Origin of the sequence: Nocardia sp. NPDC046763, from assembly GCF_040645495.1 — a bacterium.
Classification (GTDB): domain Bacteria; phylum Actinomycetota; class Actinomycetes; order Mycobacteriales; family Mycobacteriaceae; genus Nocardia.
Genome location: NZ_JBEYYI010000031.1, coordinates 19,178 through 39,519 on the forward strand (window position 1 = coordinate 19,178; position 20,342 = coordinate 39,519).

A 20,342-nucleotide genomic window follows, 5' to 3' on the forward strand; every position below is an offset into this window, starting at 1 on the left:
GGTCCGCATCGACGGGACCGAGATGTTCGCGCGCTACGCCTACGCGCCGAACGCGCTCGGCTACTGCGGGCCGCCCGACGCCGCCGGGCTGCGTGGCGGGTCGAGCGCGGCCGTGCGGGCGACGGCACCGCTGTTCTCCGGAGCGTGGCCGTACCTGTGCGTGATGGCCGCGCTCACCGGGATCGAGGATCCACTCGACGCCCGGCTCGTCGAATCCTATTGGCTCGGTGGCGGAGTCGGCGCGGCGCTGGATCCGGCCGAGTTCGGCGGCGCGCTGCTCGCACGCATCGGGCCGGTCGCCGGACAGTATTGGGCGCACCTGGGCGACCGTCTGGCCGCGGAGGCCGCCCCCAACCACGGCTTCCACGTGCTCGGCGTCTATCCCTGGTCCCGGCTGCTCGATGCGGCGGGTGCAGGCCCGGCTCTGCGCATTCTCGACGACTGCCGGATCAGCTGGGCGCGAGTGATCGACCGGAGCGGCTCGCAGGTTCTGGTCCGGTCCCGCCGGTTGAGCTGGAATGGCCTGAGCCTGGGCCTGTCCAGGACAGCGGACCGGAACCTGTCCGTCTGGCAGGACGGGTACGCCGCCGTGCCGGACGTCGAGGTCGGCGACATCCTCGCGGTGCACTGGAATCACCTGTGCGGGCGGCTGTCACCCTCGCAAGCCGCCGCGCTCGCTACCACGACCGTGCGCCAGATCAGGGTGACCAACGAGCGGCTGGCGTTCGACCGTTCCGCCGCGACGGTGGGCTCGAGGCCGGACGGGTGAATTCCCACCCGGACCTCGGCCACGTCGGCCTCCGTCGAAATTCGATGAGTGTCAGCGCAACTGGGACCTGATCAGAGTCGGCCGAGGCGCTCGGCCAGGATCGTGGCGCGGGCCAGCTGGACCTTGCGGGCCTGGCCGGAGGCGAAGGCCGTCAATCCAATTGGGGTGCGGAGTTGGAGCTCGTCCTCGATACGTGTGCCCTCCGAGTCGGCGGTGAACTCGAAGCGGTAGGCCATGTGAACGCCGCCGGGGCTCTCGACCTCACCCCACACCGCCTTGCCGGGTGTCCCCTGAAGCGACACCCGGATGCGGTTGTCGTATTTCAGCCCGAGGAGCCGGAACCGTTCGACGGCTACATACGAGCCCTCCTGGACGTCCTCGACCGCCACGACCAGCGGCGACAGACCGATGTAGTTCTCGGGCCGGATCAGATGCTCGAAGGCCGCTTCCACGGGAGCAGGGACGGTGAACGTGTTACGGAGAATCTTTTCCGGCATTCTCGAACTCTAGCGGTCAGGCCGGGATGGCAAGCACGGCAACATATGACACACTCATCTGGCGCGGAACCCTCTGCTGAAGTTGATATGTGGTAGGACCACTTCATAACACGGGGTACCGCGTTTCTCGTTACACCGCAACACATCCCCGACGTCGGCACACATCCGATAAGCGCCCGCCGACAGCAGCTACTCGTAAGAGTTCAGTGAACCACTGTGCTGAGTATGGTCGACACCATGAAGGTGTGATCCCCGGCCACAGGCCGGGCTCCCGAGAGGTACACAGCGGTGCGGATCAAAAACCCAGGCCCAGGAGCGCAATTCGCCGAGACACCGTGGAACGAGATCGTTCCCGGATTGTTCATGGGCGGCCATCATCGGCGAGACGAGAGTGGGCAAGTGGTCCCGGTGGTCGTCACGAACGAATTCGATGTCGTGATCAGCCTGTACTCCCGAGCCGGGCACGGCCCCGACCCCGGGGTGCAGCACCACATCGCGCACATGCCCGACGGCCCGCTGACCTCGGACCAACTCGCCGACGTGAGCCGCCTGGCTGACATCGCCTGGGCGGCGGTGATCGACGGCAAACGCGTGCTCGTCCGGTGCCATGCCGGCTATAACCGCTCCGGCCTGGTCACCGCTCAGGCCCTGCATCACCTCGGCTACTCGATCGACGACGCCATTTTTCTGGTCCGTTACCGCAGATCAAAGTACGCCCTGAACAACCCAACCTTCGTCGACTACCTGACCACGGGTGTCGACATCGCGCGCCTGCTGACCGGACTGGAGACCTGACACTGGTAGCTCAGCGCGGCCCGAGCAGCGAATGCCGCCGCCAGTAGCGGAAATACACCACCATCGCCACCCGTCAAGCAACAGATTCACCATGCAACCAGCAAGCCGCAGTCGATAGCCGCTACTCGGAAGGGCTCATTGGCCCACCGATTACCAACCGGCGCAACGAAAGACACCCTGATCAGAGCGCGAATGGGCGGGCAATTGGTAAGCGAGCTACCCAAAATGTCCACCAGAGACGGACATTCATCTCCGGGCCGAACGCCTCACGTCTGATCGCCCACACACCACATCGATGATGCAAAAGAACCCCGGGACGGATGCTGTTGGCCGAGGGGTCCTCGCGAAGCGCGCTGTCGAGAACGCGCGTGTCACCGTTGACACTGCCCCCACCAGCGCCCCGGGACATCGGCAAGATGCTCGGATAGCCGGATCTCGCCGTCTAGCCTAGATACGGCTCTGTCCGGTGCTCGGCATGATGCCGGAGTCGCAGCCGGACCGTGTCATGTACCCGCAGCGTCTCGAGCTCGTCCAAGCCGAGGAAGCAGACCGAGGTTGACTCACTACTGACCTCGATCTGACCACCGATCACCTTGCCGTAATACGTAATGGCAAACTCTTGCCGGACCTCGCCATCCGCGTATTCGATTATGTGTTCCGGGTCCGTATAGATACCGAGTAGCCCGGTGATCTCAATGTCCAGCCTGGTCTCTTCCTTGGTCTCCCGGATTACGCATTGCTCTAGCGTCTCACCGATCTCCATAATTCCACCCGGTAGAGACCAGTTGCCGGAATCGCCTCGGCGCTGCATCAATACCCTGCCCTCGGAATCTACGACAAGCGCAGAGCCGCCAGGGACCAAGCTGTTCGCTTTGGGCGCGTTCGGGTCGTTGTAGTAGTCACGCCGTGAGCCCATTGAATTCCGATCCTTGTGAGTAGGCGGTCGCATCGACAACCCGTTTCATATCCATACTCAGATTCCACGTCTGTCAAGTTTTCCCCAGGGTCATCGCTGCGATAGGGCATCCGGTAGCGGGCGCTGGTGTACACCCGGTGCCGTCGCGGTCGTGCAGCGGTCTGTTCCGGGGGTACGGTCAGAGCATGTCCGGGCGGCACGGCGGCTCGTTCGGGACCTATCGTCTCGAACGCTTGCTGGGGAGTGGCGGCATGGGCGAGGTATGGCTGGCGCGCAACCGTACCGGCAGCACCGTAGCCGTGAAGGTGTTGTCTGCCGCGAACTCGGCAGATCAGAGCTATCGGCGTCGCTTCGAGCGAGAGGCTCGGTTGGGGGCTCAGCTGCACCACCCGCATATCGTGCCCATACGCGCCTTCGGTGAAATCGACGGGCACCTGTTCCTGGAGATGGCCTACATCGAAGGCATCGACCTGGCCGCGCGCCTGCGGTCAGGCACCATGGCTCCGGCTCGGGCTGTGGAGGTCATCGCCCAGGCGGCCGAGGCGCTGGATGCCGCACACGCGGTGGGACTTATCCATCGGGATGTCAAGCCGGGCAACATCCTCGAGCACACCACCGGTTTCGTGTACCTGATCGACTTCGGTATCGCCCGCGCCGCCGACAGCACCGCACTCACAGCCACCGGTCTGGTCGTGGGTACGTTGGAATATATGGCACCGGAGCGGTTCACCGGCACGCTCGACGCGCGCTCCGATATCTATTCACTGGCCTGTGTTCTCTACGAAGCCCTCACCCGGCAGCCGCCCTTCAGCGGCAACCCGGCACAGCAGATGCACGCGCATTTGATGTCCGAACCACCGCACGCCTCGCAGTCTGCCCCTGCTGTCCCGCCCGCGCTCGACGGTGTCATCGCCCGCGGCATGGCCAAGAACCCGGACAATCGCTACGCAAGCGCGGGAGAATTCGCCGCTGCCGCGCGAGCCGCCCTGGACCTGCCTGCACCGGCACGACCGCCCCCACCGATCCTGGACTCGGCAGCCCCCGGCCCCAGCCCGCCGACCCGCGTCATCACTGCCACCGGTCCGGCGGCGACTCGCCCGGTGACGCACGCGCCCCACGCATCCTCACCTGCCCCTGCCGCACATTCCAATCCACGACGAAATCCTTTGGGACCCAGATGGATATTGGCGGCGGCCGGGATTGCACTCATCGGTGCGGTGATTGTGTGGCTGTTTACCAGCGGCCTCGATACCGGGTCGGGCCCAGGTGCGAACATCCCGGCGCAGCCCTCTTCCTCGGCGACAACAGCGTCCGGTCCGCCGCCGTCCACGATCGGCGGTCAGCCCGCAGACCCGGCGCACACGGTGTACGACGGCAGTTTCGCCTTCACCGTGAGCGACGTGGTTTCCGGAGTACTTATCACCGCCCCGGCGAATGCAGACCGCTTCTACACCATCGTGACACTGACGGTCACGAACATATCCGGACATCAGCAACTGTTCACCATCGCCGCTCAGCGCCTGATCACCGTCGACGGCCGCTCGGTAGCCCCCGATGCAACCGCCACAGCGAGGCTTCACCCGTACAACGGCGAGTCCCACCAGCTCGCTCCTGGCACCACTACCACGATTCCTCTGGCCTTCGAACTCCCCGATAAAAAAGGCAACAAGAATGACGATATGGGCAAAAAGAAAGACGTCACTCCGAGCTATCTGATCCTGCACGGGGAGCCATCATCACCCGGCGTGACAGTGCCGATCCGCTAGCCGCCGCAGATCGTAGGCACGGCCCGATCCAGCGTGTCCGAGTGCTGCGAACTGATCCAATTCTGCTGGCGTGTAAGGTCGTTCGCTGCTCGAGACCGTCCCTGTCCGGCATAGAACCATTGGTGAAGGTCGGGTTCAACCGTCTCGGCGAACGTCCAAGGAGTGCGTAATCGATATGTCACCCCGGTGAGTACGGCGGCCTCTTCCGCGCCGAAACTCGCCCAGTTCGTTGCCGGTCATCGCGGCCTACGTACCGCGCCGATCGGATCGGTCGTGACGCCACGCCACGGTTTCGATCACATGCCGGCGAGGCCGATGAATTCGTGCACGGACCGGACGCTACCGGCACCGTCGCCGACGGCGGCGGCGATGCGCTTCATCGATCCGGCGCGCATGTCGCCGACCGCGAAGATGCCCGGCACGCTGGTCTCGAACGGGAGGGGTCCGCGACCCAGCGTGTCCCACATGTCTTCCGCGGCGCCGGGGCCGAGCGCGATGTCGGTGAGAACGAATCCGTCGGAGTCGAGGCGGATGTCGGAGAGCCAGGCGGTCTCGGGGTCGGCTCCGATGAAACAGAACAGGCCGGAGCACGGGAATCGCTGCGGTTCGGGTGAGTCCTTGCCGGACACGGTGATCGCTGCCAGTCGATCGTCGCCGTGCAGCGCGGTGACCTGGGTGCCGAGCCGGACGTCGATCGCGGGGTTGGCCTCGATGCGGTGGGCGAGGTAGCTCGACATCCCGGCGGACAGGTCTCCCGATCGGACTACGAGGGCGACCATGCACCCGCGGCCGGCCAGGAACAGCGCGGCCTGTCCGGCCGAGTTCGCGCCGCCGATCACCGCCACCGGGGTGCAGGAGCAGGTTCGGGCCTCGATTTCGGTGGCCGCGTAATAGATTCCGCGCCCTTCGAAGTCCGTCCACCGTGGGAGATCCAGCGCCCGGTACTTCACGCCTCCGGCGAGAATGACCGCCCGCGAGTAGGCGACGGCGCCGTCGGACAGCGTCACCTCGAACAGCGCGCCGGTGCGTCGCACCGAGACGACCCTGCACGGAGTGTTCAGGGAGGCGCCGAACTTCTGCGCCTGCACCATGGCCCGGCCGGTGAGGTCCGCGCCGCTGATGCCGTGCTCGAAGCCGAGATAGTTCTCGATGCGGGAGCTGGAACTGGCCTGTCCGCCGACCCCGACCGCGTCGAACACGACCGTGCGCAGCCCTTCGGAGGCGCCGTAGACGGCTGCGGCCAACCCTGCGGGCCCGGCCCCCACGATGATCAGATCCGTTGCGGCCGAATCGGGTTCGGATTCGGCCGAATACGCGAGGCCGAGCGCTGCGGCGACCTTGGCCGGACTCGCGTCGGTGATCACCCCGGTCGGCGTCACCGCTGCGGGCAGCCGTTCGGCGGTGACACCGATCGTCCGCGCGAGCGCTGTGCCCGCGGTGCTGTCGATGTCGAACCAGGTATAGGCGATGCGTGCATGCGCGGCCCAGGAACGCAGCGCCAGGGACTCGCGTGACAGTTCGCTGCCGAGCATGCGCACGCTGAGCGCGGCGTCGCCGGACTGGAGTTCGCTGCGGCGGGCCAGGAATGCGGTGAGGATGAGGTCCGACAGTTCGGTGTCCTCGTCCATCAGCCGGCGGAACGCGGCCGGGTCGATCCGGATGATCGAGCCTGCGGCGGTGACACGCGCGGTCAGATATACCGACTGCCCGGTGAGCAGGTTCAGCTCGCCCAGGAACTGACCCGGCGTGCACGAAACCACCAGCGCCTCGGGCAGATCCGTGGTCGCCTGCCGGACTATCTCCGCGGCGGCGGTGGTCAGCACGATGAAGTCGTAGGTCCGCTGCCCGGTCCCGTACAGCACCGCACCCGCCTGCACGACCTCGACGCTGCCGTATCCGCGCACCCGCTCGAGCTGTTCATCGGACAGGATGGGGAAGCGGTCACCTTCGGGGTCGTGCGCGGGCGCGGCAGGGGTCATGGGGTCGACCCGTCGTTGTCGCAGAGGAAGTCGCCGACGTCGGCGGCGAATTCCCGGGCGTGCTGGAAGAAGAATCCGTGCGCTGAATCGGGGTAGATCTTGATCCGCGCCTGCGGAATCAGCCCGGCGAGCAGGTACGAGAAGTAGGGCAGGATCATCGGATCGCTGTCGCCGTTGGCGATGAACACCGGATGCGTTATCGCACTGACCCGTTGCAGCGCCGCGTGATCGGGAATACCCCACTCGCACACGGCATCGCACTGCGCCTGCCGGGTCTCCCAAGAGGTGGGCCGGTCGGTGTCGGTGGTGCGGCCGTAGATGCGGCCGAGGGTTTCCTGACCAGCTTTCCGGCTGGCGGGGGAGGGGGTGAAGAAGACATCGAGATATCCCTGCGAACAAGTCCAGCCGGTGCCGTGTCTACTCGCGCCTCGCAGCACCGCCAGTGCACGCCGCATCGGTTCGCTCCGGCCTCCCAACGGCTCGGAATGCACGGACACCGCCTTTCACCGCAGCCATCCTGGAATACCCATTTTGCGCGGCCGCCGGAACTCCGGCATCGCGAACTCGTGCAATCAGCGTTCGACGGGGCTGCCTCACCTGTTTGCGGTAGGCCGCCTCGGCGCGTCCGCAGGGCCGTGATGGTGGTTCCAGAGCCGGTGGATCGAATGCAGGCTAGTATGACCAAGCAGTTGCTTGGTTGAGGGAGAAGCGGTGAGCGATGACTTCCGGGGACGCGACGGTGCCGCGCTGGTCGCGGGTGGCACCGGCGGGATAGGTGCCGCGGTCGTCCGCCTGCTGGCGCAACGGGGCAGCGATATCGGACTCACCTATCGCGCGAATCGAGACGCGGCCGAGCTGCTGACGAAAGATGTTGAGCGGGGCGGACGTTCATGCTGCGCCTGGGCGCTGGATCTCTCCGATCCGAGTGCGGTCGCGGATATCGTCGCGCTGTTCGAGCAGCGATTCGGCAGTCTGCACACCGTGGTCTACGCCGCCGGACCCCATGTCCCGATGGTTCATCTGAGCAGCGTGTCGCCGGAGCAATACCGGGAGCAGTTGAATGCCGATGCCGCGGCGTTCTTCAACCTGTTGCACGCCACGCTGCCGCTGCTACGCCGGTCGCACGGCTCCGTCGTCGCGGTGACCACCGCCGCAACGCGACGTTACCCGGTCCGGGACGGGCTTTCCGCCGGCACCAAGGGCGCCGTGGAAGCCGTCGCCCGCGGTCTGGCGGCCGAGGAGGGTCGCTACGGCATCCGCGTCAACTGTGTGGGTCCGGGCATGCTGACCGACGGGATGGCCGAACGCCTGATCAATTCCGGCGACCTCGATCGAACCGCGCTCGACGTCGCCCGGCGCAATATTCCATTGCGCCGCTTCGGGAATGCGGACGACATCGCGGAAGCGGTCGCATTCCTCGCCTCGGACCGAGCGGACTTCATCTCCGGCCAGACACTGGACGTCGACGGCGGCTACACGGTCTGAGGGCCGCACCGACCGATAGCGGGCGGAACTACAGGGTCAGGATCGCGCCGGAGGTGACAGCGGACAGTTCGATGCGCGCTCGGCGTTCGACGAGCAGGGGCACGAATGTGCGCACCCTCGCGTCGGTCAGCGCTGCCTGGGCCCGGGCGATGATCTCGGCGATGATGCCCGGTGACACCTGCGGATAGTGCTCGGTGAGCCGGTCCCGCACGAATCGGATCTGAGTGGCCTCGTCGTTGCGCATGCAGAAATGGTCGGTCCGCGACGTATGGGCTTTGAAGGGGCGTTGTGCCCTAATCGGTCGGGAAGTCCGACACTGTTGATGACCGGTGTGTGGTTCGCGGTATCGGGCATCGCGCGGGTGGGGGAGGATGGCCCGTCGAGGGATGACGTTGTTCTCTGTGGCCGGGGTGCCCGTGCGCGATGCTCGGGGCATCGCCGAATCGGGAGACGTCATGGAAGAGAATGCTGTTCCCGCAACGGGTTTCGAGCACGGCGAGGATGCGGTCGGTCATCTTGGCGGTCGGTGCCCAATGGGCCCAGGTATCGCCACGGATTGAAACTTCGATTGTTGCAAGCGATTCGCTGCTGGTCACCCACGACGTAGGCAGATGGTGGGCCCCCGTCCAGAGGGAGCTCTCGGTGCGGGAATCGGGTGCCCACTGGACATCCGCTCATAGCCGCGTCCCGCGCTGTCCGAACCGGCCAGCGCGGTGCGGCCGGCGGTGGCCCGAGCGATACCCACGCCCGTCGCTGGGGTGGGTGGTCGTTCTGATGCGTGACTAAAACGCAAGTAGGGGAGCCGAAATGAGCCACCTATGCGGTTTTCGGACCGAAGCGCTTACTCGCCTCGAGAATCCGACGAAGGCGAATCCGGTTGTGAAATATCTCTATCGATGGCCCAGATGGAAAGCGCCAGACTATCGGGTTCTTGATTAGGGAAACGAAATTTCTGCCCCGCCGTACAGCCAAGCCGAGAAGCGCAGAGCCATAGCCACCCCGTTCCTGATGCGGAGACGGCTTGGATGCGCACCTGAGAAGTGTGGGATCCACACCGTCGATTTCGTCGATGGCGCTCGTTTCGGCGCGTTCCCCGGATCGTGTTCGACGGGCTGCTCGTCGGCATCTCGGCCCATCCGTCGCAGCTCTAGCCGACCGCCATTGTGAACTGTCACTATCAGTTGTCGACCACTCCTCCAAATATCACGTAACTCGGAGTAAACGGTTCTCGAGAATCTTGTTCTGGCTACGCTGGTGCAATAGTGCAGTTAACGGGGAGGGAAGGAAGTTCGACTATGTCCATCACCGCTCCACGCCGACAGGGACTCACCGTATCCGGTCGGCCCATATCGTGGCCACTGAAAGATGTGCGGGCCCTGTCACGGCAGATGGTCAGGCATTTCGTCGAAACCGTCGCCCCGTGCGGCACCTTGCCCGGCGACGCGATCCACGGCGACATCACCATCATCACCCGCGTGTGCTTGGAACTGGCAGTCAGCATGCTGGACGGCAGCAACATTCCAGAGAAGACCGAGCAGCTCCAGAATGCTGCGTGTCAATGGGCCCGCGAAGGCGTGCCCATCGACACCATTCACCACGCCATCCACGAGGGCTTCAAGATCGGCTTCGACCTAGTGGTGTCCGCCGCCTTGGCCCAGCAGCATGCCTCCGGCTCGGCCGAGCCGGAGGCGATGCTCACCCTCCGCACGGCCGACTATCAAAGCATCCTCGACAGCGCCAAACTCGTCGTCGAAATGCTCGACACCATGACCACGGCGGTCTCGATGGCCTATGTGCGCGAACTGCGCGCGGTCGTGTCCGAGCACCACACCGCGGTGCACACGCTCACCTCGGCGCTACTCGGGGGACATCCCACCTCCACCATGGCACGTGAATGTGGCATCGACATCTCCGACCGCTATCGCGTAGTAGCCCTCGCCATTCCGCCCCACCCGGACGAGTCCAACCCGATGCTGGACGCGAAAGTCGTTGCCCGCCGCAAACTCCGGCGCGTGCAGGCGGAGCTGGCCACCCGCTGCGGCGACGCCGTGCTGTCGCTGCTGTCGATCGACGGCGGCACCCTGCTCATCCCTGCTGACCACTTCACCGAGAGCGCCCTGAACGGACTGATCGGGCATCTGTCCAGTGCGGCCCGCGTGCCTATCACCGCCACGGTGGTCACCGCCCCCACCGACACCGTGCCTACCGCTGCCGATCAAGCCCATCAACTACTCGACATGGTCACCCGGTTGCGGGCGGTGCCGGGCCTGTATCACTTCGACGATCTGGCCCTGGAATACCAGCTCACCCGTCCCGGCCCCGCCCGCGAATACCTCGGGTCGCTGCTCGATCCGCTCGACGAGCATCCAGAACTGCTGGAAACCCTGCAGGTCCATCTCACGCACAACCTGAACCGCCAGCGCACTGCGCGGCTACTGCACGTACACGCCAACACCGTGGACCACCGGCTCAAGCGGATCGGTCAGCTCACCGGGTTCGATCCCACCCAGGCGAGCGGGCTGTGGCACCTGCGTTCGGCATTGGTTGCCCACACTTACCGCAGGTGATCCGAGTGCGGTCGAGCGGGCACGGAATTACTCCGGCTGATCGGCGTCCGCCGTTCCCTCCGCAGCACCGCGGCGCCTGCGCTGGGGAGCGCCACCAGATGCTTCCAATCACAGAACTCACAGACCCGCTACGCCTATGAATTGCGAATTTAGGGGCATGCCTGCGTTTTCGCCCCATGCCTGCACCCAACCCGACCGTCAGTACTCGCGAAATCAGAATCAGCAGGAGGTCGACATCGACAACGGTCGAAACGCTCTGGAACAAAATTCACAAGCAGGAACGAAAACATGGATGATATGCGACGAACCGAAGCCGACGGATTGTGCGCGACATGGCGGCTGTTTCAGGACGACCTGATCTCCATCGTCGCCGTCCACGACGAATCCGACGCCACGCCGATTGTATCCTTCGGCCCCAAAGAATTTCCGGATCTCGCCCAAGCGCGAGAACTCCTTCCGAAAATGAACAAGTTGTGGGACGCAGTACGCCACGACTTCTGGGCCAAACTCATTCCGCCGCAACGGCAGTGCCGACAATGGCGATGGATGTGAACTTGAAACCCCACGCCCACTGCTGCATTCGCATCCGAGCTGTCAACCAACGACCACCACCAACTGGTTTGACGCGACGCAGTCGCAGAGGGCCGGGGCTCTCAGCAACCCAACGCTGAAGAACTGGTCAGCAAGTCCGCTGATTCCGCTAAGCGCCGATATCGGCCGGAGCATGTTTCAGCGCTGCCGCTCCGGGATCAGCACGCCTGGCACGACGAACTAGCACCTGCGGCGTTGCCGCTGTATTCAGCCTCGGCGCACCGACCATGTCGATCGGAGCTCGGCCTTGCCCTTGGACCCTCCAGTTCGTGCGCATGACAGACCGATCGGAACTGCATACCGATCCAGTTCTTCCGGAATGCCCGTTTCAGGTGTGGGTGCTCGAGCCCCGCCGTCCGGCAACGCCGCCGATGACGGCCCACAATGGCGTGGACCTCGAAACGGGCCGTCGTCGTAGTTTCCCTGAGTCGACGTCATAAGCCCGCAGTATCAAATGGCCTTTACGCCTCCGCACTCGGACTCCTGATCAGATGAAACCGGTTCACGTGATGGACTACTTCTTTGTGTTTCCCTACCGTGACGGCCGATACAGGTATGCCTGCAGGTATTTCTGCCGCTGTGCACCTGCCTCTACTCGTTGAGGATCGGCCGGTGTCAGTTGTAGGCAGTGCTGCTGAAGGATCGACGTTGCGCCATGCAGAAAACCGGGGTCGTGCACCCATCCCATGCTGTTCGAAGTGTGCCCAGCGCTCGGGCGGCCTTGGTGTCCGGGCTGGATGCGAGTCGGCTTCGGCTGAGCCGGACCTGCAGGTAGCAGCGTCAACGCTGACCATCCAGCGGTTGTATCGGGCCAGTCTCGGCACCAGAATCGCTGAACCACTGCTGCGTGGCACGGTCGGGCTCGGGCTGGCGACGTGGGTGCGTGTTGTCGACCACGGTCGATTCGGGCACCTGCTGGGGCTCGGCGGCTTGCTCGATCTTCCGGCCGCGGCGCTGTCTGCTCCGAAGGGCACCAAACGACGGATGGTGCGCTTCGAGAAGTTCCGGGCGGAATGGTTGTGGCACGACGATCGTGATCCGCAGCAACGGCAGGACTCGGCGTTGCTGTATTTCCACGGCGGCGGGTTCGTGTGTGGCGGGTTGAACACCCACCGGCGTATGGTCGCCAAGATCGCGCAGGCCAGCGCGATGCCCGCGTTCAGTGTCGACTACCGGCAGTTGCCCAAGGCGCATCTGACCGAAACGCTCGACGACGCGGTCGAATCGTATCGGTATCTGCTGGAACAGGGCTTCGCGGCCGAGCGCATCATCATCTCCGGTGACTCGGCCGGCGGCGGGCTCGCTTTCCGGCTCGCGCTGGCGACTCGTGAGCGCGGGCTGCCGATGCCCGGCGGCATCTCCGCGATCGCACCGTGGGCCGATCTGGACTCGACCGTGCGCGACGCCCACCCGAATCGGCATCTCGATTCCTATATTCCGGCCCAGGCTCTGGAGCTCATCGCACGCCGGGGCTTCGCCGCCGACAGCGAACTCGACCCTGCCTGGTCACCGGTCAACAGTGATTTCACCGGCCTGCCACCGGTCCTGATCCAGGTCGGCTCCACCGAATGCCTGCTACCCGACTCGCAGATGCTGGCCCGCCGTTGCGCCGAAGCTCGGGTACCGACGCTGCTGCAGATCTGGGACCGCGCCTCCCACGTCCACCACATGGGCGCGGATCTGCTCTCGGATGCCCGCGCGGCGATCGATCACCTCGGGCAGTTCCACCAGCAGCTGATGACCGGCCCGATGTCATCGACCACACTTCCCGACGCCGGCTGATATATGGCGGATGACGTGGAGCGATACCCTTCACCCGAACGAGTGCCTGAGCGGCAGGCGTCCCGCGCAGGCGAGGAACGGTTCCGGATCATCTTCGACAACGCCGCAATCGCGATCGCCATCGCCGACACCGCGGGCACTGTCCTCGACGCCAACCCAGGCCTGGCCGCCATGATCGGCGTCCCGGTCGAAACATTGCGCGGGACCTCGGTCTTTCAGTTCGCCCACCCCGACGACCACGACGAGATCCGCACACTGATTTCCGGCACCCTGATCGCGACGCGCGAAGGCACCGCGAAACTGGAGCAGCGCTTCATCTGCACCGACGGCAGCACCGGATGGGCATCGTTCGCCATCACCTACGTGAAAGGATCGGATGGGCAGGCCGACTATCTCCTCACGGTCGGAGAGGACATGACCGAGCGCCACCGGCTACAAGCCGAACTGCACCGGCAAGCGCGCCACGATGTACTCACCGGCCTACCCAACCGGCGCCACCTTCTCGAACGGATCGAGGCGCTCACAACTACGGCCGCCGATCGCGACCGAGTAGGACTGTGTTTCGTCGATCTCGACGGATTCAAACAGATCAACGACCGCTACGGTCACGGAATCGGCGACCAACTCCTCATCGCTGTCGCTACCCGCCTACGCGACAACCTGCCCGCCGACAAAGGCATGATTGCCCGCATCGGAGGCGACGAATTCGTTGTCCTCGTCCCACCGCCGACCGACGACCTTCGCGTCACCGCCGCCGCCGACCGGCTGCTGTCCGCACTGGCCACCCCGATCGTCATCGGCGAGTACGAACTACGGATATCGGCCAGCATCGGAGCCGTGACAACCGTGGCCGACACCCCCGCCGCGGCCCTGCTCGACGCTGCCGACCGCGCGCTCTACCACGCCAAAACCAGAGGCAAAAACCAGTGGGTACTCCGCGCCCTCGACACCCCAGCAAACGAGTGACCCCAGCCGAAGCACAGGCACGTGATCCCGTCGGAGTGCAACCCCCCCAAAGAAAGAGCCGCCTGCACTCATGCCCGGGCTCGACCCGATGGTTCGCGGCGACGGGGTCGGGACAACTCACCCCCACACCCAGCCGGTCCGCGAGGTCGTCGCAGCAGGTGGTGTATCTGACCGAGCGCAAGGCGAAATCCGGTGTCGCACTCTGGGAATAGGCCACCGCGATCGTCGCCGACAACGCCGCACAACGCGGCGGTTCCCTGGCGGTATACCTCGATACCCCTGCGGGCTGCTGCTGCCCACCGACCGCGCCGACCTGACCAACACCGGATGGCAATTCGGCTACGACGACGGCGCCGCAACCCGACTCGTCTACGACCTGGCCACCCAGTAAGCCCGCCCCTACGAGCTGACCGACACCGACCACAGAGAACTGAGCGACTGGCTCGAACACCGGACCACCGGCCCTGCAACACATCTCGACATCCCTGTGGCCGACATCCGTGACTTCCTCACCAGCCCACGCCCCCGGACCCCTGCGAAGTCATCAGGATCGAGTTCGGCAGGAAGGAACAGCAGGGCTGAGGACCCGCCATCGCGGTCTATTGCCGAAACGTGAAACGCCCCCGGTTCTATGCCCGGGTGGTCTCGTCATCGGGGACCGTTGAGACATAGTCAGCAAGATATCGGCGGTGGGTTGTGAACCTGCCTAGAGCCTGGGGTGGCGGTTGCGACTGGTTACGCCGAGCCATGATGCTGCTGTTGAACTTCGATCCTCCTGTGGTCCCATCGACCGCAGCCACCGTCTGCGTACCCGAGGTGCAGCTCGCCACGGCGAGAGGGCCGTCGACGTTCCAGCACTACCCGTCCGCACGTATTTCTGGTGAACAAACATTTTGTGCACCAGATGTTTTCGGGAGGAAGAACCCTGTTGACGCAAGGCAGTTCACCGATGGCCGATCTCACAGAAAGATCTTGATTTTGAATGCGGCGTACACCGTGAAGGGTGTCGACACGAGGACCTTGCGGGCGGAGTGGCGTTTCCGTATAGGCGAGGTGACCGCCGATACCGAAGCGCTCGTTGTGTTCAATCGCGGTCGCGCGGAAGCTGTTCTGCTGTCGGGGGCCGCGTGGCTGGGTGGGTGTCGCAAAATTCCTGTTTCCGAGCGCGATCAACGGTATTGGGCGGCATCTGACGCTCGCAGCGGGTTGAGCGCTGCCCGTACGGCGGCCTATGTGTCCGGTCAGCACACGTTGATTCGGAAGCTCTACGGCACGCTGCTCGAGTCCGAGGCTGCCGCAGAGCCTGAGGCCGTGATCGCGCCTTACGAGTGGGCGTTGCGGGCGCTTCCCGAGCTGAGGGACCTCCTTGTCGAGCGGGCGAGCGCACGTCAGAAGAAGATTGCCGCCATGACGCCGTATCGACTGCGGCGGTAGCGAGCCGGGGAGCCCTGAGTGTGTTTGTGAGATCTACCAAAGAGTTCGGAGGTTTTATCCGCTGCGTCACGGAGGTGGCGGAAACTGTCCAACCCGCGAACCCGGCTCGATATCTTGGGCATCCAAGGAGTTAGCGGGAGAGGATCTGCGCCGATGACCGTCGATGTTCCACACCGGGCTGGTTTGACACTGTCCGGGAAGCCGATGTCATCGCCATTGCGCAACGTTCGTTCCCTGGCACGCCAGATGGTCGACTATTTCGTCGAAAATGTGGCGGTGTGCGGCACTTTGCCCGGCGATGCCATCAGTGGCGATATCACCGCAATTACGCGTACCAATTTGGAGTTCGCGGTCGCGATGCTGGATGGGCAGAACATTCCCGCGCAGACGAAGAAGCTCGAAGCCGCCGCGGCGCAGTGGGCGCGGGAGGGCGTTCCGATCGACACCATCCAGCATGCGATCCATGAAGGCTTCCTGATGGGTTTGGACCTCGTCGTCTCGGGCACCGCGCCCCGGCGAGCCATGCCCCGCGATGCGGCGAGCGAAGGCCCGATCGCCTTTGCCGATTACGAGAATCTGCTCAGCGGAACCCGGCTCGTCGTCGAGATGCTCGACACCATGACCACCACGATTTCCAAGGCGTACGTGCGTGAGCTGCGGGCTGTGGTCAGCGAGCACCACACCGCGGTACATACCTTGACCTCCGCGCTGCTGGCCGGCAAGTCGACCTCGACCATGGCACGCGAGTGCGGGATCGAGATCCTCGACGCCTATGTCGTTCTGGCCGTGTCGATTCCGCCTCACCACGATGAGCGCAATCCACTGATCGACGGCAAGGTGGTGGCACGTCGCAAGCTGCGCCGGATGCAGGCCAGGCTCGCCGATCTGTGCGAGGACACCGCACTGTCGCTGCTCAGCGTCGATGGCGGAACCATTCTGCTGCCGGCGGATTCGTTCGACGCCAAGGGTTTTGCCCGATTGATCGCTGAGTTGTCCGGGGCCGCGCGGACTCCGATCACGGCGGCGCTGGTCGAAGCCTCCCTGGATGCCATCCCTGACGCCGCTGATCAGGCGCACGAGCTGTTGGATATGGTGGCGCGGCTGCACTGTGAGCCGGGCCTGTATCGATTCGACGATCTCGCACTCGAGTATCAGCTGACTCGCCCCGGTCCTGGGCGGGAGTATCTGGGCGGGATGCTCGACCCGCTCGATGAACATCCCGAGCTGCTGCAGACGTTGCAGGTCCATATCGCCAACAACCTGCACCGCGCCCGCACGGCACGAATGCTGCATATTCACGCCAACACCATCGACTACCGGTTGAAACGGATCGGGCAGCTGACCGGTTTCGACCCCACCGAGCCGTCGGGCCTGTGGTATCTGCGTTCGGCGCTGGTCGCTCGCAGTTACCAAACCAGCCCGCAGCGACGCGGTCAGCGGAGCTCACCGATGCGACATGCCTGACCGCGCACGGCCGCTATCGGACAATAGTGTTCTTCTCCAACGGTCGGTGATCCGATCTGTGAAGCGCCCCAGACCATTCCGCGCCGACTCGGCCCCTGGATCGAATCGGCCATAGGCTGAGTTTGCCCGCACCTCCGCAGCGGGCTGTGGACAGCGTCGTCCGCGCCAGGTACACACCGGGTAACCCCGCCCGACTCCCTCCCGGTGTGTACCCACCCACGACGGCGAATCGACTTCCGCAGATGCGACCCGATTCGATCGGCCCGTCAGAACCGACGACCCGACCGCGGCATGAAACAACTCGGGGAAGTCGCGAAGTGGGGTTTCAATCTCGCGGGTGGATCGGATCTGAGTGGCCTCGTCGTTGCGCATGCAGAAATGGTCGGTCCGCGACGTATGAGCTTTGAAGGGCGTTGTGCCCCGATCGGCCGGGAAGTCCGACACTGTTGACGACTGGTGTTCGCGGTATCGGGCATCGCGCGGGTGGGGGAGGATGGCCCGCCGAGGGATGACGTTGTTCTCTGTGGCCGGGGGTGCCCGTGCGCGATGCTCGGGGCATCGCCGAATCAGGAGACGTCATGGAAGAGAATGCGGTTCCCGCAACGGGTTTCGAGCACCCCGAGCACGAGGATCTGGGGATTGTCGTCGGCACCGACGGGTCCGAGATCTCCTATCAGGCGGTGGCGTGGGCCGCCGTGGAAGCCGGCATGCGGGGCTGCCCGCTGCATATCGTCACCTCGTATGCGAGCCCGATCGTGCCGGGGGCCCCGGAACTCGGCCCTGACGACCTGCGTGATCTGCGGCTGCAGGGGCAACAGGTGCTGTCCGACGCCGCGAGCATCGCTGCCCACGCCGTACCGGACGAGGGCTTGCACATCGGAACCGAACTCATCTTCGACATGATCACCGGTGCGCTGATCGAGCGCTCCCGCCGGGCCCGGCTGCTGGTGGTCGGCAATCGGGGGCTCGGCGCGATTCGGCGCGCGGTGCTCGGGTCGGTGAGTACCGTGCTGGCCCGGCACGCGCACTGTCCGGTCGCGGTCGTGCACGGTGTTTCGGAGACGGACCCGGCGTCGGTGCCGAAACCAGTGGTGGTCGGGGTGGACGGGTCGCTGAACAGCGTGCCGGCCATCGAGCTCGCCTTCGAGGAAGCATCGCAGCGCAAGGTCGAACTGATCGCGGTGCACGCGTGGAGCGATACTAGCGGCTTCGACCTGCCCGTGATGGGCTGGGACGCGATCCGCGAGACCCAGGATGTGGTGCTGGAAGCGGCACTCGCCGGGTACGCCGAACGGTATCCCGATGTCACGGTGCGCCGGGTCGTCGCCTGCGATACGCCGGTGCGCGCGCTGCTGGAGCAGGCCGAGAACGCGCAGCTCGTGGTGGTCGGCAGCCATGGCCGGGGCGGATTCGCCGGGATGGTGCTGGGGTCGGTGAGCACCGCGTTGCTGCATCTGGCGCAGTGCCCGGTGCTGGTGGTCCGTCGGCCATCGCAAACCCGGGCCGAAGAACCCGCCGGACAGTGACTTTCGGCCGTCACCAACGGCCACCCATCGAGACATGCTGAACAGTACGAAGGTGCGAATCCCGAGGAAGGAATAGCGATGTCGAGGACGCATCCCGATGCCGACACCATCCGCGCGGCACTGGCCCTGGCTGTGCGCGCCCCGTCGATACACAACACGCAACCCTGGGAGTGGCGTATCGGGGAGAGCACCCTGCATCTGTACGCCGACGACACTCGCTGGCTGAAGCACACCGACCCCGACCGCCGCGAACTGGTGCTCAGCTGCGGCGCGGCACTGCATCACCTGCGAGTGGCGATCGGCGCGTCCGGATGGGAGACGATGGTGCATCGGCTCCCGAATCGCGCGGATCCGCGACATCTGGCCGCGATCGAATTTCACTCCGGGACCACCGATATCACGACGGTGCAGCTGGCGCAGGCCATCGCTCGACGCCGCAGCGACCGGCGGCACTTCACCTCTTGGGAGGTGCCCGCCGTGCACGCGGACAAAGTCATCGCCGCCGCCCGTGTCGTGGGCGTGGAAATTCGCGACGCCGACACCCTCGGGGCGCGTGAGGCACTGGAGCAGGCCTTCGAGCAAGCCTCGGCGAGCCACGCCCAAGACCCGGACTACATCGCGGAATTGCATGCCTGGAGCGGTCACCACGCCGCAGCATCCGGCGTCCCTGCCCGCAACGCCGTGGTCTCCACGGATCCGTCCGTCCGTCCGTTCTCCGACCCTCGGCTCCCCGAAGCCGTAGTCCGCGACACCGACGAATTCTCACGAATGCTGTTGCTCAGCACCGGATCCGACGATCCCCTCGCCTGGCTGCGCGCCGGCGAATCCACCAGCGCGGCCCTGCTGGCCGCAACCGTCCGCGGCCTGGCCACCTGCGCTCTCACCGAACCTCTGGAACTGCCGGCCATCCGAGAACAGATCCGCACGAACATCCTCGGCGGTTTCGGCCACCCGCAACTGATCATCCGAATGGGCTGGGCGGCGACCAGCGCCGACCCGGTCCCGCCCAGCCCCCGCCTCGCGCTGGACGAGGTGGTCCACCCGCTGCAACCGGCAGAATCGGCCGACTGATCGCACCGACCACGCCGGGATGGTCATGCCGCGCTGATCCGGTCGATCAGTGTGGGATCGACGATGTCGAATCCTGTGTCCGCGGGGCCGTCAGGGATGAATCGGAATGGTGTGCGGTGTGCGCAGATTCAGAGCCTGTGCGATGGAATCCGAAAAGGTGCTGATGGCGGTCCAGTCCCGCAGGTCGCCGTAGCGACCGCCGCCGAGCAGACGGTAGAGGATGCGTGCGCCGAGGGAGACGCCGACGCGCTCGTAGTGCCCGGCGAAGGCCTGATACCCACACGGGCTGATCGAGTCACGCACGCCGGCAATGCGTTTCGGCACCATGCGGCCGATGCGATGGCCGATCGGTCCGCGCAGCGCCGGTCCGATGCCGACACTGAAGAGCCAGACCGGCCGAGCGCTGAGTTCGTCGCGGTGGGATGCCACGTACTCCGCGACGGTGGGCAGCAGGGCCATATCGTGCACAGCGCTGCCGATGACCACGGCGTCGAAACGCGACAGGTCCGGTGCGTGCTCGACGTCGGCGACCTCGACGGTCGCGCCCCGGGCGGCGAGATCGTTGCCGATGTACTCGGCGATCTCCCGGGTCGACCCCTGAGCCGAAGCGAAAACGATGCTGACTGCAGGCTTGCGATTCTCCATATGCCGAGCGTGCGCCCCGTGGCGGTGCAGAATCAGAGGCCTCATACCCGGCCGGAGGGGACGATGGTCACCAGCCCGACGGCGGGACA

General features: G+C 65.2%; 18 protein-coding genes. 12 read left to right on the forward strand and 6 right to left on the reverse strand.

What is annotated here, in order from left to right; translation table 11 throughout:
• The first annotated feature begins 22 nt into the window (after positions 1–22).
• Entirely contained in the window at positions 23–769 is a 747-nt protein-coding gene (locus ABZ909_RS35880) for a DUF6390 family protein (protein ID WP_357009218.1), read from the forward strand.
• A gap of 71 nt (positions 770–840) precedes the next feature.
• Here ABZ909_RS35880 and ABZ909_RS35885 read toward each other — a convergent pair whose 3' ends face one another.
• Positions 841–1,266 carry an SRPBCC family protein gene (locus ABZ909_RS35885; protein WP_357009005.1) on the reverse strand — a complete coding sequence of 142 codons (426 nt, stop codon included), beginning with the start codon at positions 1,264–1,266 and terminating at the stop codon, positions 841–843.
• Positions 1,267–1,665: 399 nt separating this feature from the next.
• On the opposite strand from ABZ909_RS35885, the gene ABZ909_RS35890 reads away from it, so the two are divergent.
• On the forward strand, positions 1,666–2,061 hold the full coding sequence (locus ABZ909_RS35890; RefSeq protein WP_357009008.1) for a hypothetical protein: 396 nt from the start codon (positions 1,666–1,668) through the stop codon (positions 2,059–2,061).
• Positions 2,062–2,503: 442 nt separating this feature from the next.
• Here ABZ909_RS35890 and ABZ909_RS35895 read toward each other — a convergent pair whose 3' ends face one another.
• On the reverse strand, positions 2,504–2,977 hold the full coding sequence (locus ABZ909_RS35895; RefSeq protein ID WP_357009011.1) for an NUDIX domain-containing protein: 474 nt from the start codon (positions 2,975–2,977) through the stop codon (positions 2,504–2,506).
• 185 nt (positions 2,978–3,162) lie between these two features.
• On the opposite strand from ABZ909_RS35895, the gene ABZ909_RS35900 reads away from it, so the two are divergent.
• On the forward strand, positions 3,163–4,743 hold the full coding sequence (locus tag ABZ909_RS35900; protein WP_357009014.1) for a serine/threonine-protein kinase: 1,581 nt from the start codon (positions 3,163–3,165) through the stop codon (positions 4,741–4,743).
• Between the two features lie 296 nt (positions 4,744–5,039).
• Here the strand turns inward: ABZ909_RS35900 and ABZ909_RS35905 are convergent, their stop codons facing one another.
• Both ABZ909_RS35905 and ABZ909_RS35910 read right to left on the reverse strand, forming a co-directional pair.
• Positions 5,040–6,722, reverse strand: a complete 1,683-nt coding sequence (locus ABZ909_RS35905) for an FAD-dependent oxidoreductase (protein ID WP_357009016.1) — start codon at positions 6,720–6,722, stop codon at positions 5,040–5,042.
• A complete protein-coding gene (locus ABZ909_RS35910; protein WP_357009018.1) occupies positions 6,719–7,177 on the reverse strand; it encodes an alpha/beta hydrolase in 459 nt (152 codons plus the stop codon). The genes ABZ909_RS35905 and ABZ909_RS35910 overlap by 4 nt, the downstream gene beginning before the upstream one ends.
• A gap of 256 nt (positions 7,178–7,433) precedes the next feature.
• Here ABZ909_RS35910 and ABZ909_RS35915 point away from each other — a divergent pair, with 256 nt between their 5' ends.
• Entirely contained in the window at positions 7,434–8,207 is a 774-nt protein-coding gene (locus ABZ909_RS35915) for an SDR family oxidoreductase (protein WP_357009021.1), read from the forward strand.
• Between the two features lie 28 nt (positions 8,208–8,235).
• Here ABZ909_RS35915 and ABZ909_RS35920 read toward each other — a convergent pair whose 3' ends face one another.
• The gene (locus tag ABZ909_RS35920) at positions 8,236–8,451 is read right to left on the reverse strand and encodes a three-helix bundle dimerization domain-containing protein (RefSeq protein WP_357009024.1); all 216 of its coding nucleotides are present in this window, start codon (positions 8,449–8,451) and stop codon (positions 8,236–8,238) included.
• Between the two features lie 1,051 nt (positions 8,452–9,502).
• On the opposite strand from ABZ909_RS35920, the gene ABZ909_RS35925 reads away from it, so the two are divergent.
• From ABZ909_RS35925 to ABZ909_RS35960, 8 genes are all read left to right on the forward strand, one after another.
• Positions 9,503–10,774, forward strand: coding sequence for a helix-turn-helix domain-containing protein (locus tag ABZ909_RS35925; protein ID WP_357009027.1), 1,272 nt, complete (start codon positions 9,503–9,505; stop codon positions 10,772–10,774).
• A 288-nt stretch (positions 10,775–11,062) separates the two neighbouring features.
• Positions 11,063–11,326, forward strand: a complete 264-nt coding sequence (locus tag ABZ909_RS35930) for a hypothetical protein (RefSeq protein ID WP_357009029.1) — start codon at positions 11,063–11,065, stop codon at positions 11,324–11,326.
• Positions 11,327–12,166: 840 nt separating this feature from the next.
• Positions 12,167–13,147: an alpha/beta hydrolase fold domain-containing protein gene (locus tag ABZ909_RS35935; protein ID WP_357009032.1), complete on the forward strand. Its 981-nt coding sequence runs from the start codon at positions 12,167–12,169 to the stop codon at positions 13,145–13,147.
• A 42-nt stretch (positions 13,148–13,189) separates the two neighbouring features.
• On the forward strand, positions 13,190–14,113 hold the full coding sequence (locus ABZ909_RS35940; RefSeq protein ID WP_357009035.1) for a diguanylate cyclase: 924 nt from the start codon (positions 13,190–13,192) through the stop codon (positions 14,111–14,113).
• A 747-nt stretch (positions 14,114–14,860) separates the two neighbouring features.
• A complete protein-coding gene (locus ABZ909_RS35945) occupies positions 14,861–15,547 on the forward strand; it encodes a hypothetical protein (RefSeq protein WP_357009038.1) in 687 nt (228 codons plus the stop codon).
• Positions 15,548–15,700: 153 nt separating this feature from the next.
• Positions 15,701–17,011, forward strand: coding sequence for a helix-turn-helix domain-containing protein (locus tag ABZ909_RS35950; protein ID WP_357009221.1), 1,311 nt, complete (start codon positions 15,701–15,703; stop codon positions 17,009–17,011).
• Positions 17,012–17,589: 578 nt separating this feature from the next.
• Positions 17,590–18,537: a universal stress protein gene (locus ABZ909_RS35955; protein ID WP_357009040.1), complete on the forward strand. Its 948-nt coding sequence runs from the start codon at positions 17,590–17,592 to the stop codon at positions 18,535–18,537.
• A 78-nt stretch (positions 18,538–18,615) separates the two neighbouring features.
• Complete coding sequence (locus ABZ909_RS35960; RefSeq protein ID WP_357009043.1) at positions 18,616–19,608, forward strand: NAD(P)H nitroreductase; 993 nt, start codon at positions 18,616–18,618, stop codon at positions 19,606–19,608.
• A gap of 90 nt (positions 19,609–19,698) precedes the next feature.
• On the opposite strand, the gene ABZ909_RS35965 is transcribed toward ABZ909_RS35960, so the two are convergent.
• Positions 19,699–20,253 carry a flavodoxin domain-containing protein gene (locus ABZ909_RS35965; protein WP_357009045.1) on the reverse strand — a complete coding sequence of 185 codons (555 nt, stop codon included), beginning with the start codon at positions 20,251–20,253 and terminating at the stop codon, positions 19,699–19,701.
• Between the last annotated feature and the right edge of the window lie 89 nt (positions 20,254–20,342).